Consider the following 16,207-nt stretch of genomic DNA (forward strand, 5'->3'; position numbering starts at 1 on the left):
TGCGTTATTTTAGCGCGTCATACGAAAATTAACATCAAAGCGATAACGCCCCTGCGCGTCAGGTTTACCAATATAGGGCAGCAAATCGCTGATAGCAGTCGGTACATCGCTAGTGGGTTGCAAGTGTCCCTGCAACGCAATTTGTGGTGGTTTAATAAAACCGCTCACCGTTAATCCTAAGGGATTGTTGTCCGCCATCTCGAGTTGTAAGGCGCGATCATCACGGCAACTTAACTGTAGCTGATAGTTACCTAAGTTTTGCCACTGTTGGTTTACTTGCAACGCCAACTGCTCACCTTGCAGACGTGCATTCAGCGTATCACACACCGCGGCACCGTTACGCCAATCTTCAAGTTGGTACTCACTCACCTGCAAATGCCAGCTACCACTCACTGGCAATGGTAAACGCAGCGGCAACTGAGCGGCTACCATGGCGATATCGCCAGATAGGTCGGCCTGCTCAACCGTCACTTGTCCCAGCGATAGTGCGACACTGAGCTGGCCACTGACGGGGTTGTCGACAGGCACCTCGATATCCAATGCCGCACGCCCTGTTAATAACGCCCAAGGTGATAGCTGCCAACTGACGTTGCGCAAGTTCAACCACGGCGTTTGCAGTTGCAACACTCGACCCTGCCAAATACTACCTTGTAAGCCCCGATACTGAATCTGCGCCGATGTTGGCAACCATTGTAAGACGGTGGCAGGCATGTAGCTCAGTATACCGAGCATAAAGGTCAATAGCGCCAGCAGCGTCAGTAACGCGATACGCGCTCTACTCATACCGGCAACTCCAGCACTAACTTGCGCACCCTCACCTGCCCGGGAGCGTTTAATTCAACCACATCAAGGCTATCTACCACTAGCCCGGCACCGCGCTGTAACTGATTCAACAGGTTCAGTAACTGATTAAAACTTAACTCGTCAATCACTACCAGTAATTGCTCACCCTGGGGTTGCATACGGCTGACATTAATATCCAGTTCACGAGCCGAATGGCTAAAGCGCTGCTGCAGCGACCCTGAAACTTGCTGAGTACGCCCAGATTGTGCCGCTAATTGCCGGTAGCGCTGACTGTTTTCCTGTACCCATTGTAGGGTTTGTAAACGTCCATCAAGCTGCTGCTGAGCTCTCTCGGTCGCCGTCACTAACGGCTGCCAAATCACCCAATAAAGCACGCCGATTAGGACAAAAACACCACCGCACTTTAATAGTAAGCGCTCACGTGCGTTTAACTTCTGCCAGTAGGCTTGCAGTGGTCGTAGTTGCTGTTGCAGTTTTTGCGAAAGCTGACTCATTTGGCTTAGCTCCCTGCTGCGGTGACGGTTAAATTACCCATCACGCGATCATTGCGATTGGTTTGTTGACCCGTTTTCACGGTTAAGCCAGCCTGCTGTGCCAGTTGCTGCAACTGTTCGAACTGTTGAAAGCTCTCGGTGGTAGCTTGCAAGCGCAGTTCATCTTTTTCGAAACGTAGGCTTTCTAAACGTGCGCCATCAATCGCCGCAAACGCCGGTTGTAACTGACTCAGCAACAATAACGGATCTCCGGCAGCACTGGGGCCACCGGCTAACTGCGCTAACTTTTGCTGCATTTGCACGCGCACATTAATAATGCGGCTATCGCCGGGAAACGTTTGTCGATAAGTTTGTTCAATTTTAGCCTGTAGTTGGTCGGCATAGGCTTGTGTGCGATATAAATCACTGATTTGCGTTGCTAATGCCAGGCTCAGCGCGACTAACAACGACGCGACTAATGCTTTAACGGGTAACAATCGCTGACGCTTTTGCTGTTGCGGACGATACTCGCCTTGTAATAGGTTAATGCCATCGCCCGCTTTAGCGGCAGCGGATAACGGCAGTTCAATATCCGCCGCTTGCAAAGGAGCCGGTGGCTGTGGCCAGTCGATGTCGCCATAATGCACGATCTGTTGCGGTGGCGCCTGATCGGCAACCAAGCTACTAGCAAGATTTTGGAATAAATCGCTATCGATACAAAAGCCTTGCCAGCGACCACTGCGCACAATCACATCTTGCCCGACTTGCATCACATGCCATTGCTCAGCCGCCGGCGGCGGTAACATGAACACATCGGGTGACAAGCGCTGCGCGCTAATACCGGCTTGTGTCAACCACTCGCGCCATTGCTGTAGTACACGATGCTCAACCACCGCTACCGGTAACGGGCTGGGTAAACGACCTTGCGGCCATGCAAAATGCAGTTGTTCGATATCGGCTGCCAACTCTTCTTCCAACGCGTAGGGCACCAACTGCGCTAAATGTCGTTGCCCGCCAATGGGCAGCTCAACGCGGCTGAGCAAAATCGCTTGGCTTGCGACAAACACGCTCACTTCACGCTGCTCGGCATGCCCCTGTAAATGATTCAGTTGAGCCGCATTTTCTAGTTCACCGCTGGCAATGACATCGTTATCGGCGGCACACCAAATAAACCAATGTATCGGTTGTTGCTCATGCTCTGGTAGCCGAATGATCAGCTGCTCTTGCATAGTTAATCTCCAAAGGCCCGGTAGAGCGTATACGCCTTACCATCTCTGACCTGTATAATTGACGTCGCACGGGTTTGCAAGTCGGCAATCCGTACGCTCGCTGTAAGCTCAAAATATTCGCTACTGACCGTGATCGGCAGGCCGTTAGTGGCCCCCTGACCCGCGTCGGCGCCGCCATCAGCGCCGCCGTTATTGTTATTACTGCCATTGCCGCCGCTATTTCGACGCTGGTTATTGTTGCTACCCGTTTTGTTATTTTTACTGGCATTAGCCGCTTGTACAAAAGCCGGTAGTTGCATGACGCGTTCGATACTGTCGTAACCGGCGTCGGGTCGCTGCTGCAAAAACGCTTGTGCCGCTGACAGTGGCATATTGCCGCTGCTAATCGCGACCAGTAGTTGCGGCTGCTCGGCATCAATGGTGTTAACATTCAGTGCTAACTCGTTACGCCCGGGAATGGCACACACGTAGGGCCGTAAGCGGTTATATGCCGTCGCGGTATAGCCCCTCACCAACCGCAACTCGCTGATGTGTTGCAAGTTCCCATTAGCCGCTCGATAGGGGTGTGGCATACCCAAATAATCGGGAGTTTCGGCGCCATAAGTGCCGCTTAATACATCGTCGGCATCGAGCCAATCGACCAAACTATCGACCATCACATCGGCGTTATAATCATTAAACTCTAAAGCAATCAGTAATTGCTTGAACTGCGTTTTACGTTGTTGCAGAACATCGGCATCACTGATATTCAACGCGTTAACATTAAAGCAGCTTTGCAAGTCTTTAATGTCACCGGCAATTTCACCGCCAGCGACCGGATAAGGGCCGGTTTGGCTGGCCCAATTTTGCGCCAAGTTAACCACCCCATCGCTATCATCTAGCTCATACAAGAGCACTTGCCTGACCAACGCCTCAGCGCTTTGCCAGTACCAGTAACTTTGCTCGGCTTGCTGCAAATTAATGGTGCGCTGCACTTGGTTTTGTAGACGGCCAGACATGGTCACCGCCAAGCTGGCGACTAACGCCACCACTAGCAATACCATGACCAATGCAACGCCGCGCTGTTTAACCATTATTGTCGACCATCAAGGTGACGCATCATCGTTCTGTACCATCCGCATTATTGCCGTTAATATCATCGGCGCTCACAAATTGACCGCCGTTGACCAACATTAAACGTCGGATATCGCCTAAGCCATCGACCGTTAGCGTCACTTCAATCAAATCCGGCAGTGCGCCCGGTCGCTGCCATTCACGCAGCCACTCACCATTAAGCCAAAACCGCACCTGCAGCGCCGTCACGCCGCTCAGTAATATCCGAATGTCGGGTTCATCATTAGCGTCGTCGACATAGGGATAACTAAGCCGCTGCAACTTATTCTCACGTATGCGGTAAATCACCGGTTGTAATTCGCTGCGCGGTAACTGCATGCCGGGATTCTGCCAACCACTACGAACAAAACCTAAAGCGCCGCTGTCGCTGTCTAAGGCGCGCGCGTCGGCGGTTAAATAGCGATGCCGTTGCTCCGGGTTAGGCGCGTTTAACGGACGCGCAACGATTTGTCGAATATCACGCTCAAGTGTCAACATCACATATTGTAAATCTTGTAACTGAGCCTGCCGCTCGCGGGTTTGTTCGTCGGCGCTGACCATCTGCGAAAACACTTGATAGCTGGCGATACCGATGATCGCAAAAATCATCATCACCACCAGCACTTCGATCAAGGTGAAACCTTGTTGTCGCTGTTTGCGCATATGGGTCATCAACGTCGCCCCATATAGCGCGTCAGTTGATAGACACTATCGCCGTCTTCGCTACGGCTGACCACGATAGTTACGGCAACCACATCGTTGGTCGTGGTAGCAACCACTTGCTGTTGCCAATACCAAGTCTGCCCGGCCATTTGTTCATTGCCGCGTTGCAAGTCTTCAATGGGCCAACCGTGAGTAACCGATAGTTCACTTAGTCGGTTAGCGGCAACGTATCGCGCTAGGGTGATGTCTTCCATATGCACTAGACTAGTGACGTGCTGGCTAGCGGTCTTTAAGGCGGCCAAAGCTGCCATGGCAAAAATCGCCAGTGCCACCATGACTTCAATCAATGTGAAACCATACTGACGCTGTTTCATCGCACTATCTCTGCCGGGGCCTGATCGCCGCTTTCAATGTCCCAGCCGTTCTCGCTATAGACCCAATAACTGTTGGTCTGCCCATCTCGGTCGGCAACTTCGATGGTAAATGCTGCCATATCACCGCTGCTTAAGATGAACAGTTGCGGTATCAGCGGACGTTGCTGTTCATCGCCACCGCTATCCTCATTGTCTTGCGGTTCAAACAGATTACCGGCATTTTCTTCGTCTTGTTCAAGTAACGCCATATCACCGCTAGTCAAGCGCAGTTCGGCTTGTGGCGGCAGCTTATTGGTGCCCAAACTGCGAGTGTTCAACTCACGCCAACGTTGTTGCTGCCAAATTAAAAACTGGTAGCGCTGGTTATCAACGTACAGACCTAATGGCTGTTGTCTAACAATGGCGTACTCGCGCGCATACTCGATCCGCGCGCGCAACGCCGTCGCTAAGGCCTTAGTGTCGGCCCCCTGCTTGTCCGCAGGCAAGGTGAACATCACCGCCAGCGCCATCACGCCGACAATGGCGACCACTAACATTAATTCAATCAGCGTAAAACCTCGCTGGTCGATGGTTAATGGTCTGGACACAACCATATTAGTTAGCGCCACCTTGGCCAATCATCCAGTTACCAAAGTCATCGTCGGTGCCAGGTTCGTTGTCAGGACCCGGCGAAAAAATGTCGACGTCACCGTATTGGCCAGGATTCAGCATCATGTAATCGTTGCCATACGGGTCTTGCGGTAAGCGTTTAATATAACCACCACGACGATAGTTGCGCGGTGTTGGCGAACCGTTGGGTTCACGCACCAAAGCTTGCAACCCCTGCTCGGTACTGGGGTAGTTACCGTTATCCAAACGATATTGCGCTAACGCATTTTCCAGCGCAACCAAGTCGGCGATCACTTTTTGTCGTTCAGCCTGCTCTGAACTACCCACTACGTTGGGTAAAATCAGTGTTGCTAAGATACCGATGATAACCACTACCACCATGATCTCAATTAACGAGAAACCACTTTGTTGTTGTCGCATAATCACAATCCTATACTCTGATTCAGCGCCAAAATGGGCTGAATAATGGCTAACACAATAAATAAGACAATACCGGCCATACTGACGATCAATACCGGTTCAAAAATTTTCAAGCTGACACTGACCAGTGTTTCAAACTCACGATCTTGGTTGTCGGCGGCGCGACCTAACATCTGTTCCAACTCACCACTTTTCTCACCCGCGGCGATCATGTGTAGCATCATCGGCGGAAACAGTTTGGTCTGCGCTAAGGCGGCGCGCAGCGAACTCCCCTCACGCACCCGATCGGCGGCATCGTCAACCGCCTGTCGAATAGCACGGTTACCGATCACCGAGGCGGTGATTTTCAGTGCATCTAATAATGGCACAGCAGAAGCGCTCAAAATACTTAGCGTGCGAGCAAAGCGGGCGGTACTGATACCACGAATAACTTTGCCTAACACCGGTAACTGCAATAACCGTGCGTCATATTTGTCGCGAAACTTGGGTCGCTTTAAGGCGCGTTTAAATAACGCCAAGGCCACCACAATCAACAGTAACAGGTACAGACCGTAATGCTGCAAAAAGTCACTGATGGCAATCAGTAATGAGGTTGTCGGCGGTAATGCTTGATCGCTGGTGACGAATTGTTCGACGATATTCGGCACTACCGACACCAGTAAGAAGATGATCACCGCCACGGCTACCAGTGTCAGCATGCTCGGATAAACCAACGCTTGCGTGAGCTGACTCTTCATGTGCTGGCGCTGTTCGGTATAGTCAGCTAAACGATTTAATACTTCGTCTAAATGGCCCGATTTTTCGCCGGCCGCCACCATCGCAGTAAACAGCGAATCGAACACACGCGGGTACTCCGCCATACCTTCAGCCAGCGAGTAGCCTTCCACCACTTTACTACGCACTGCCATTAACAGCTTTTTCAGGCGCGGTTTTTCGGTTTGGTCGGCAACCGCCAATAATGCTTGTTCAATGGGTAACGCCGAACCGACCAGAGTCGCTAATTGACGGGTGATGAGCGCCAAGTCACTGGCGCTGACTTTACGTACTAACCATTGTCGGCGAGGCGCCACAGTCGGATCTTTACTAACCCGCTCATGCTCAGCTGCCGCCTGCACATGAAGTGGTAATAAGCCTTGTTCACGCAATAACTGACGCACCTGACGTACGGTATCGGCTTCGATAACCCCTTTCTTTTTGCGTCCGTTGGCAGCAACGGCTTGATATTCAAACGCGGCCACAACTACTCCTCACGCGTGACGCGCAAGACTTCTTCCAGGCTAGTCACCCCAGCCTGCACTTTGTCTAAACCATCACGCCGAATACTTGGCGTATGCTGGCGTACATAGCGTTCAATATCTTGTTCACCGTGACCATGATGAATGTGGCTGCGTACCTGTTCGTCGACCAATAATAATTCGTGAATGCCGGTACGGCCGCGATAACCGCTATCGTTGCATAATGGACAGCCTTGTGGACGATAAAGTGTCAGTTGTTGCTGCGTTGATAGCCCCATCAATTTTAACTCTTCAGCACTGGCCGGGTGAGGTGCTTTACAGTCAGGACAGAGCGTACGGACTAAGCGTTGCGATAACACCGCTAACAAACTCGACGATAACAAGAATGGCTCGACGCCCATATCTTCTAGACGAGTAATGGCACCGGCTGCCGAGTTAGTGTGTAACGTGGATAACACCAAGTGGCCGGTTAACGACGCTTGCACCGCAATCTGTGCAGTTTCGACATCGCGTATCTCCCCCACCATGACGACATCGGGATCTTGCCTCAATATGGCGCGTAAACCGCGCGCAAAGGTCATATCGACGCGGGTATTGACCTGTGTTTGACCAATACCATCGATGGCGTACTCAATCGGATCTTCGACGGTTAGGATATTACGATCGCGAGAGTTGATCTCGGTTAACCCGGCATACAGCGTGGTACTCTTACCAGAGCCGGTTGGCCCGGTGACCAAAATAATGCCGTGCGGCTTGTGTACCAACTCGGCAAAATGTTGGCGATTGGCTTCGGTCATGCCCAATTGAGTTAAGTTCAAGCGCGCGTTGTTTTTGTCTAATAAACGTAACACCACACGTTCGCCATAATTACTGGGCATGGTCGATACCCTTACATCCACTGCGCGCCCGGCGATCAGTAACGAAATGCGGCCATCTTGGGGAATACGTTTTTCGGCAATATCCAATTGCGCCATGACCTTGATACGCGAGACCAACAACGAGGCGAGTTTGCGGTTAGGTCGCAAAATCTCGCGCAAGACGCCGTCGATACGAAAACGAATGGTCAGCATTTTTTCGAAGGTTTCGATATGGATATCCGAAGCCCCCTCTTTGATGGCTTCGCTGAGCATCGCATTGATCAATTTAATGATCGGTGCGTCGTCTTCACTCTCTAATAGGTCTTCGGTTTGCGGGAGTTCTTCGGCTAGCGAGAACAAATTAGACTCGTTACCGATGTCTTCCATCAGCTGCTTAGCCTCTGATGAGTCGCGCTGGTAGGCCTGCGATAGAATCGCATCAAACTCGGCTTCGCTGTGTTGTTGCACTTGAAACGATTGCCCCAGCACGCGTCGCACTTCGCGAATCGCTTGACTGCTGACACCGGCTCGACAATGCAATAGCGGTGGTTTGCCTTGCTCTAGCACCACGCCATAACGCTTAGCAAAACTAAACGGCAGGCGCTTAACTGCAGTGGCCGTTAACTCAGTCATCGTTACCGGCGTCCTGTTGCTCAGTATTGTCGGTAGCTTGTTCCGCATTGCCGGCTTGGCTGGCTGCGGCGTTATGCTGCTCCATATATTCTTCGAAGCCTGGCGGTAATGATAGTGCGTTATCCCAGTCTGGCATCACCGGCGTGTCGGTATTAGGCATTAACGACACGCCACGGCTGCGACGATCCAGTTGCACCGCACGCATGTAGTTGTATTTACGTTGACTAATATCGCTTAAGGCTTTGCCGTTACGTAAAATGGTGGGACGGATAAAGACCATCAAATTACGCTTTTGTCGAGTCGAGCTGGTCGATTTAAATAAATGTCCTAATAGTGGGATATCGCCCAAAATTGGCAACTTAGATACCGACTCTTGTACATCCTCATCGATCAGGCCGCCAAGCACGATGGTGTCACCGCTTTCCGCCATCACTGTGGTTTTTAATTCACGTTTGTTGATGGTGATGTCAACGGCGGTGGCGCCACTCAAGCTGGAGACTTCCTGCTCGATGATCATTTGGACCGAGTCTCCTTCGTTGATTTGCGGCGTTACCTTCAATTTAATACCGATTTCTTTTCGGTCGACAGTTTGGAATGGGTTGTCGTTGTTACCACCGACCGTCGACCCGGTGATGGTCGGTACTTCTTGACCGATCAAAATGCTCGCTTCTTGGTTGTCCAGAGTGGTAATACTCGGAGTCGCCAAAATATTCGAATTGGAATCGGTGCTAACCGCTTGTACTACGGCGGCCCAATCATCTTTGATAGTACCGAACATCATGCCGTTGACCGAGCCTAATAGCTCTGCCAGCAGGCTGACGTCACCCGGCTCATCCGGCTCAGTGGTGGTATATTCGTTACCGGCGTTATCGACTTGAGTAATGGTACGCCCCTCACGTGGGCGTGCTTGATAAGCGGCAGCGGCTAAGCTACCAATCGGCACTTGCTGACCATTATTATACTGTACTAAACCGGCGTCTTCGCTGATCCACTGCACGCCAAAATTAATACCGTCACCTTCCATGACTTCAACAATGATCGCTTCCACCTGAACTTGCGCCCGGCGGATATCGAGTTGTCGAATGACAGCTTCTAATGAGGTTAGCAAATCCGGTTGCGCGGTAATGACCAAGGCGTTGCTGGCTTCATGCGCGCTGATCGAGATGTTGTTATTACGACCCGCAGTGCTGCTGCGGGCGGCATTCATATTCTGACCACCGGCCGACTGCGCTTCGGCTTGAATGGTCTCGCTGACGCCTTGTAATACTTCGACCAATTCTTCGGCTTTGGCGTATTTGAGGTAGTAAACGCGGGTGTTACCCTCGGATTTTAAATCCTGATCAAGTTGTTTAATGAGTTTGATCACGCGCGCGCGAATGCGCGGTTCACCGCTAACTAAAACGCTATTAGTACGTTCATCGGCGACAATTTTCGGCGCAAACACCATACCGGTGCCTTGCTGGTCGTTACTTTTCTCAAATAGGGTTTCGGCGATACGGGCAATTTCCGAGGCCGACGCAAACTCTAAGGGCACGCGTTCGACATCCTGATCACCGGCACGGTCGACGCGTTCAATAATTTCGACAATGCGCTGAATGGTTTCAGCGCGGCCAGTCAGCATGATCACGTTCGACGGGTCGTAACTCATGACCGCACCGCTACCGCTTTGGTCGATAATTTGGCGCAACAATGGCGCCAATTCACGTACGGTAACGTTTTTAAGCGGGATAACGCGAGTCACCATGGCGTCGCCTTTGACCGAATAGTCATCAACAACGGGAATGGATGCACTTTTTGCATCCTTATCACGGATGATTTTGATCACCCCCGACTCCATTTGCACCGCAGCAAAGCCATACACATCCAGTACGTTCAAAAAGAACTGATAATACTGTTCTTCGTTCATCAAGTCGTAACTACGTACGTCAATACGACCTCGTACATCGGGGTCTATGATCATGGTTTTACCCAGATTGCGCCCGACAACTTGAATAAATTCGTTGATCTCGGTGTTCTTAAAGCTAGCCGCGTATTCTTGCGCGGCGCTCGGCAGACTCCACAGCGGTAATGCTAAAGCGCCGATGAGTAAGCTAGAACGAAGTAAGGGTTTGACTGAAAACATAGGTGTTTTTCTCGTTTTACTGAGCCGGTACATTGAACACCAACTCGATGCGTTCATCGCCACGCAGCACTTCGATGGTGGCTTCGCGACTGTTCTGTAATTCATTACTGGCGGCCATCGCCTGCGCCATATCGGTCAGGTCATAGCCGTTGATACTAACGGCAATGTCACCCTCTTGCAGGCCTGCCTGCTGAAATAATTCTGGTTGCCGGCCAGGACTTAAACGATAACCGGCCAAGCCATCGGGGCCTTGTACTGGCGCAATGCTCACATAATCGAGTAAGGTGCCAGGATTACCTCGGATGTCGGCCAACTGCTGGTTCACTTCGGCGTCGTCAATACGTTGCTGATTGGCGCTCACCGACACTTGTTGCAGGGTGTTGCTATTACTGTTGTCATGCGCCGCCGCTGGTGTCGAAATATCCAGTGTGACTGGCCGCTCACCGTCGATGATCCCTTCTAAGGCTAAGGTTTCTAAACGGCCACCGTTGTTAATGATGACACGATCCGGAAAGATGTCTTCGATGGTGACTTGTGAGTTACCAAGATTGTCACCAATGACATAGGTTGACTGACTATTACCTTGTTGAATAATAGCCGCCGAGCGCGCTCGTTCTGAACTGGCGGCGACGCCCAATAAGCGTAAGTTAAGCTGGGTGCGCGGCGCGTTGTTTACCTGTTGCGAACGGCTCACGGGCTGACCAAAGAGATTTAGGCCCTGCAAGGCGGCAATATTAATCTGTGATTCTGTGCTAGCATTAACGCTGACGGGTTGTGGCTCCGGCATTTGCGGCTTTGGCGCCAGCCATAGTAGCACGAGTTGTGCCAATAGCCAGGCAGACAACAGCACCAGCACAGCAACCGCTAACCAGCCTAGCCGCTGTTGCATTTGCGGTGTTCGAAGTCGTTCAATTGATGGAATAGTCACAGCCACTGATTTTATAATTCTATTGTTAGGTGAATGGGTCATTCTAGCGCGCTATACGCTGGTCAACAATCGCTTAACATCAATCTTTTCAGATTTACTAGGCTTCTATGGCTAAACGGCCAATAACTCGCCAAGACAGCCATAATGACAGTTTAACGACAACAGATTGCGATTCTATGACAAAGCAACAGCCACAAGATTCATCGGTACGGCTTGATAAATGGTTATGGGCGGCGCGTTTTTATAAAACTCGAGCGTTAGCCCGACAAATGATTCAAGCAGGTAAAGTACACTATGATAATCAACGTGCCAAGCCATCAAAAACCGTCCAAGTGGGTGACTTAATCAAGTTACGTCGCGGTTATGAGGTGCTCGAGGTTGAGGTGGTCGCTATCAGCGACCAACGCCGTGGTGCCGACAAGGCTCAGCAGCTGTATCAAGAAACGCCCGCCAGCGTGCAACAGCGTGAACAGGAAGCGCAAGCACGGCGATTAAATTCACTGTATAATCCGCACCCAGATAGTCGCCCAGATAAAAAGCAGCGGCGGCAACTTATTCGTATGAAAAATCAGTAGGACGTTATGACGTATTTAGCCGATCAATTACTGCGCTATACCTTTACCGATCAAGATGTGCGTGGCGAGCTGGTGCAATTGACCAGCAGCTATCAAAAGTTAATTCAGGGTCACGATTATCCACCTGCCGTGCAGCGCCTGTTAGGTGAAATGTTGGCGGTCACATCATTATTGACGGCAACGTTAAAGTTTGAAGGCCATATTAATTTGCAACTGCAAGGTAGCGGTGCACTGAACTATGTGGCGATTAATGGCGACCATTTGCAACAGCTTCGCGGTGTTGCCCGGGTACGCGGCGAGCTACCTAGCGAGAAGCTCAGCGAGATGTTGGGTAAAGGACAATTGCTGATCACCATTACACCGCTAAACGGCGAACGCTATCAGGGCGTGGTTGCCGCCGAAGGCGATAGTTTAGCAGCGATGGTGGAGAACTACTTTGCGCAATCAGAACAACTGCATACACGCTTGTGGTTACATAGTGACAGCGAGCATGCCGCGGGTATGATGCTGCAAGTGTTACCCGCAGCAGGAAAAGATTTAACCGCGTTCGAACACCTAGAAACACTCACCGACACCATTTCTGAACACGAACTCTACACGCTGCCAGGTGAACAGCTATTGCATCGTCTTTACCATCAAGAACAAGTGTTACTGTACCCCGCTCATGAAGTCAGTTTTGTTTGCGGTTGCTCGCGCGACAAGAGTTTGGATGCCTTAGCCAGCGTTAGCAACGACGAATTACGTGAGATCTTGGATGAGGAAGGTAAACTGGTCATGACCTGCGATTATTGCCTGACCGACTACATCTTTACCGCGCACGAACTGGGCTTGGACAAGGCCGATAGTTGATTTTATATACCGACTCGCTAGCATAAATAACCCGGCTAATGCCGGGTTATTTTTTCTTGAGATACTTCATTAAGCGTTTGCGCTTACGCACTTGCGATTGCGTGAGCTTATTCTTTTTACCCGCGTAAGGGTTACTTGATTCACGAAACTCGATTTTTATCGGTGTGCCCATGACCCCTAATGCGCGCCGGAAGTAATTAGTCAGATAACGCTGGTAAGATCCAGGCAGGTCGTTCACTTGGTTGCCGTGAATGATCACACGTGGTGGGTTATAACCACCGGCATGCGCATACTTGAGCTTAACCCGCCGACCACTGACTAACGGCGGCTGGTGTTCGTCTTGCGCCATTTCCATAATGCGTGTCAGTTTTGAGGTGCCGACACGCTGGGTAGCACTGGCATAAGCCTCTTCGACCGACTCAAACAAGTGACCGACGCCGGTACCGTGCAGTGCCGAAATAAAATGCACGCGAGCAAAGTCGACAAAACCTAGGCGACGATCTAACTCACGTTTGATCTCGTCTTTATGGTCTTGCGTCAAGCCGTCCCACTTATTCACCGCGATCACGATAGAGCGACCAGCGTTCAGCGCAAAACCGATCAAATTTAAATCTTGGTCACTGATGGTTTCGCGAGCATCGATAACCGCCAACACCACATTCGCGTCTTCGATGGCTTGTAGCGTCTTGATGACCGAGAATTTTTCAATAGCTTCGCCAATTTTACCGCGACGACGCACACCAGCGGTATCGATGAGTATGTAATCACGTTCATTACGCTGCATCGGGATATAAACCGAATCACGGGTGGTGCCTGGCATATCGAACACTACCACGCGCTCTTCACCCAAAATACGGTTAGTCAGCGTCGACTTGCCGACATTCGGACGGCCGACAATGGCCAGCTTCAGCGGTAATGCCTGATAATCGATTTGGTCGTGTTCTAAATCGCTGCTGACTTCTTCCTCACTATTAACGATGACTTCGGGATACTGCTCTGCCAGCGGTCGTAATGCGGTTTCCAACATTTTCTGCACGCCACGGCCGTGTGCCGCGGCAATACCGAACACTTCGCCCATCGCTAACGAATAAAAATCAGCACCAGCGGCTTGCTCATCGATACCATCGATTTTATTGCAAATGAGTAAGGTGTTCTTATTCTGCTTACGCAAGTGATTAGCAATGGCCTGATCTGCCACAGTGACGCCATCACGGCCATCGACCAAGAACAACACCACGTCGGCTTCGACAATCGCTTGCAACGACTGTTCGGCCATACGCAGGTCAATGCCCTCTTCGTCACCGTTAATACCACCGGTGTCGATGAGAATAAAACGAAAGCCATCATAATTGGCTTGGCCATACTTGCGGTCCCGAGTTAAACCGGGAAAGTCCGCGACCAACGCATCGCGGCTGCGGGTAAGGCGATTAAACAGTGTTGATTTGCCGACGTTCGGTCGACCTACCAACGCAACAACCGGTAGCATGCTTATTATTCCTGAGTAACCGAGACGACGGACCCATCCCGGGTTTGTATAAAGAGGTTACCATCAGCCACACGAGCACCCACATAGGCACCATCACCGCCTAAATCGAGCCGACCTTCAAGCACACCAGTATCACGATTGAGCCAGTGGAAGTAGCCTTCAAAGTCACCAACCACAACGTAATCACCCACTACCGCAGGTGCAGTTAAGTTACGCCCCCACAGTTCGGTAGAACTCCACACTTCGGTACCAGAGCTGCGCTCTAATGCGTAAACATGGCTATTACTATCGGTCACATAAATGCGATTTCCAGCAATGGTAAAGTCTTGATAAGACGAATATTCACGTTGCCAAATAACCCGCCCGCTGGTTAACTCTAAAGCGGCTAGCTGGCCATTATAGCTAATAAAATAAGCGGTCTGACCAACCACAACTGGCTCGGCATCGACGTCGATGAGACGCTCTAGCTCAGAGGCACCCGTTGCCTGACCAATACGTTGTTCCCAAGCCTGCTGACCGTTTTCTAAAATCAGTACGGTTGCCTTACCGCTATTGGTGCCAACAATCGCACCACCAGCTGCAATGGTCGGCGCTGATGAACCGCGTAACGATAACGCCGGTACTTCTTGCACGAATTCCCACTGTTTTTCACCGTTGTCGGCGTTCAAGCTGATCACTTTACCGGCACCGGTATGCACCACAACGCGACCTTCACCAACCGCGGGGTCGGCTAACACTTCGTTACCCACTTCGGTGTGCCAAGCTAACTGACCGTCGGCAGCATTCAGAGCGATAACATCGCCATTTTCGCTACCCACATAAACGCGGTTGTATTGCGTCGCTAAACCGCCCGATAAGCGAATCGGTAAATCGCTGGAAAACGGATTCCATGACCAGCTGGAAGTATCTTCGTCGCGCAACAACTTGCGTACGTCAACACGCCATAAGCGTTTGCCATTTTGCTGATTAAATGCGGCAACAATACCGGCACGATCGGCCGCGTAAACAACGCCATCGCTGATCACCGGATTAAGTCGCGAAAAATAATCACCGACGCCGTCACCAACGCTGCTATCCCAAACAACGCGCGGCGAAACTTTACTATCAATCGGCTGCAATTCGGCAAAAGTGGGTTCGTCGTCGTCACTAAAAACTGAACAACCAGAAACCACCGTCACCGCTAATGCTAACGCCGCGAATTTTGCTGAGCCGAATAAATTAAATCGTTTTATCATGATGCAGAAGCCAGATTATCCAGTTTCATTTGCAATACGGGTGACGCCGATTGACCAGCGTCGACCGCTTGTTGATAGGCACTACGCGCTTCACCGTCGTTACCTTGCGCCAAATAAATATCACCCTTGAGTTCGGCGGTTAGGGCCTGGTAACTGGCTGGAAAGTTACTGCTGTTTAACGCTTGTAAGGCAGCATCATATTGCTCTTGAGCCATTAATACCCGTGCTTGACGCAAACTGGCTAGCGCTTTAAACGCCTCCGAACCGCTGTTATCTCGTACTTGTTGCAAAGCACTCACAGCAGTAGCCAAGTCATCATTATTGACCGCTCGTTGTGCAAGTTGAAATGCCGCCAAGTCGGTATAAATAGTCTCGTCTTGTTGCTCAACAAAAGCTTGAATTTGCGCTAACGCCGCGCTCTCATCGTCGCTCTCGGCAACTTGCGTAGCCAATTGTTCATATTGCGCAGAGGCCGTTTCTTGCGCCAACTGAGTTTGCGCGTCGTAATAGCGCCAGCCATAAAACAGACCAAAACCGATTATGGCTCCAGCAACGATACCTTTACCGTGCTCTTTCCAAAATTCCTTAATGCGCTCGACCTGTTGTTCTTCTGTACTGTCCAC

The 16,207-nt window shown here is 50.9% G+C and carries 17 protein-coding genes; 2 read left to right on the forward strand and 15 right to left on the reverse strand.

Annotated features, from left to right (window positions below; genetic code table 11):
• Positions 1 to 9: 9 nt before the first annotated feature.
• Genes A10D4_RS02630 through gspC form a run of 12 tightly spaced genes read right to left on the reverse strand, consistent with a single transcriptional unit; the run spans position 10 to position 11,439 of the window.
• Positions 10 to 783 carry a type II secretion system protein N gene (locus A10D4_RS02630; protein ID WP_008487560.1) on the reverse strand — a complete coding sequence of 258 codons (774 nt, stop codon included), beginning with the start codon at positions 781 to 783 and terminating at the stop codon, positions 10 to 12.
• Positions 780 to 1,298 carry a type II secretion system protein GspM gene (gspM, locus tag A10D4_RS02635; RefSeq protein WP_008487561.1) on the reverse strand — a complete coding sequence of 173 codons (519 nt, stop codon included), beginning with the start codon at positions 1,296 to 1,298 and terminating at the stop codon, positions 780 to 782. The genes A10D4_RS02630 and gspM overlap by 4 nt, the downstream gene beginning before the upstream one ends.
• A 5-nt stretch (positions 1,299 to 1,303) precedes the next feature.
• Entirely contained in the window at positions 1,304 to 2,506 is a 1,203-nt protein-coding gene (gspL, locus tag A10D4_RS02640) for a type II secretion system protein GspL (protein ID WP_008487563.1), read from the reverse strand.
• A 2-nt stretch (positions 2,507 to 2,508) separates the two neighbouring features.
• On the reverse strand, positions 2,509 to 3,579 hold the full coding sequence (gspK, locus tag A10D4_RS02645) for a type II secretion system minor pseudopilin GspK (protein ID WP_008487564.1): 1,071 nt from the start codon (positions 3,577 to 3,579) through the stop codon (positions 2,509 to 2,511).
• Between the two features lie 25 nt (positions 3,580 to 3,604).
• Positions 3,605 to 4,261 (reverse strand): type II secretion system minor pseudopilin GspJ, encoded by a 657-nt coding sequence (gene gspJ / locus A10D4_RS02650; RefSeq protein WP_192811501.1) that lies wholly within the window; start codon positions 4,259 to 4,261, stop codon positions 3,605 to 3,607.
• Between the two features lie 8 nt (positions 4,262 to 4,269).
• On the reverse strand, positions 4,270 to 4,635 hold the full coding sequence (gspI, locus tag A10D4_RS02655) for a type II secretion system minor pseudopilin GspI (RefSeq protein ID WP_008487566.1): 366 nt from the start codon (positions 4,633 to 4,635) through the stop codon (positions 4,270 to 4,272).
• The gene (gene gspH, locus A10D4_RS02660) at positions 4,632 to 5,228 is read right to left on the reverse strand and encodes a type II secretion system minor pseudopilin GspH (RefSeq protein ID WP_008487567.1); all 597 of its coding nucleotides are present in this window, start codon (positions 5,226 to 5,228) and stop codon (positions 4,632 to 4,634) included. The genes gspI and gspH overlap by 4 nt, the downstream gene beginning before the upstream one ends.
• A gap of 1 nt (position 5,229) precedes the next feature.
• Positions 5,230 to 5,664: a type II secretion system major pseudopilin GspG gene (gspG, locus tag A10D4_RS02665; protein ID WP_008487568.1), complete on the reverse strand. Its 435-nt coding sequence runs from the start codon at positions 5,662 to 5,664 to the stop codon at positions 5,230 to 5,232.
• Positions 5,665 to 5,666: 2 nt separating this feature from the next.
• The gene (gene gspF / locus A10D4_RS02670) at positions 5,667 to 6,902 is read right to left on the reverse strand and encodes a type II secretion system inner membrane protein GspF (RefSeq protein ID WP_008487569.1); all 1,236 of its coding nucleotides are present in this window, start codon (positions 6,900 to 6,902) and stop codon (positions 5,667 to 5,669) included.
• 2 nt (positions 6,903 to 6,904) lie between these two features.
• Positions 6,905 to 8,389, reverse strand: a complete 1,485-nt coding sequence (gspE, locus tag A10D4_RS02675) for a type II secretion system ATPase GspE (RefSeq protein ID WP_008487571.1) — start codon at positions 8,387 to 8,389, stop codon at positions 6,905 to 6,907.
• Positions 8,382 to 10,511 (reverse strand): type II secretion system secretin GspD, encoded by a 2,130-nt coding sequence (gspD, locus tag A10D4_RS02680; RefSeq protein ID WP_008487572.1) that lies wholly within the window; start codon positions 10,509 to 10,511, stop codon positions 8,382 to 8,384. Before gspD ends, gspE begins: the two co-directional genes overlap by 8 nt.
• A gap of 16 nt (positions 10,512 to 10,527) precedes the next feature.
• Positions 10,528 to 11,439, reverse strand: coding sequence for a type II secretion system protein GspC (gspC, locus tag A10D4_RS02685; protein WP_192811502.1), 912 nt, complete (start codon positions 11,437 to 11,439; stop codon positions 10,528 to 10,530).
• A 176-nt stretch (positions 11,440 to 11,615) separates the two neighbouring features.
• Here gspC and hslR point away from each other — a divergent pair, with 176 nt between their 5' ends.
• On the forward strand, positions 11,616 to 12,014 hold the full coding sequence (gene hslR / locus A10D4_RS02690) for a ribosome-associated heat shock protein Hsp15 (RefSeq protein WP_008487574.1): 399 nt from the start codon (positions 11,616 to 11,618) through the stop codon (positions 12,012 to 12,014).
• A gap of 6 nt (positions 12,015 to 12,020) precedes the next feature.
• On the forward strand, positions 12,021 to 12,863 hold the full coding sequence (gene hslO / locus A10D4_RS02695) for an Hsp33 family molecular chaperone HslO (RefSeq protein WP_008487575.1): 843 nt from the start codon (positions 12,021 to 12,023) through the stop codon (positions 12,861 to 12,863).
• Positions 12,864 to 12,909: 46 nt separating this feature from the next.
• Here hslO and der read toward each other — a convergent pair whose 3' ends face one another.
• Genes der through A10D4_RS02710 form a run of 3 tightly spaced genes read right to left on the reverse strand, consistent with a single transcriptional unit; the run spans position 12,910 to position 16,207 of the window.
• Complete coding sequence (gene der / locus A10D4_RS02700; RefSeq protein WP_008487576.1) at positions 12,910 to 14,349, reverse strand: ribosome biogenesis GTPase Der; 1,440 nt, start codon at positions 14,347 to 14,349, stop codon at positions 12,910 to 12,912.
• A 5-nt stretch (positions 14,350 to 14,354) separates the two neighbouring features.
• The gene (bamB, locus tag A10D4_RS02705) at positions 14,355 to 15,584 is read right to left on the reverse strand and encodes an outer membrane protein assembly factor BamB (RefSeq protein ID WP_008487577.1); all 1,230 of its coding nucleotides are present in this window, start codon (positions 15,582 to 15,584) and stop codon (positions 14,355 to 14,357) included.
• Entirely contained in the window at positions 15,581 to 16,207 is a 627-nt protein-coding gene (locus A10D4_RS02710; protein WP_008487579.1) for a YfgM family protein, read from the reverse strand. Before A10D4_RS02710 ends, bamB begins: the two co-directional genes overlap by 4 nt.

It is taken from the genome of Idiomarina xiamenensis 10-D-4 (assembly GCF_000299895.1).
Classification (GTDB): Bacteria; Pseudomonadota; Gammaproteobacteria; order Enterobacterales; family Alteromonadaceae; genus Idiomarina; species Idiomarina xiamenensis.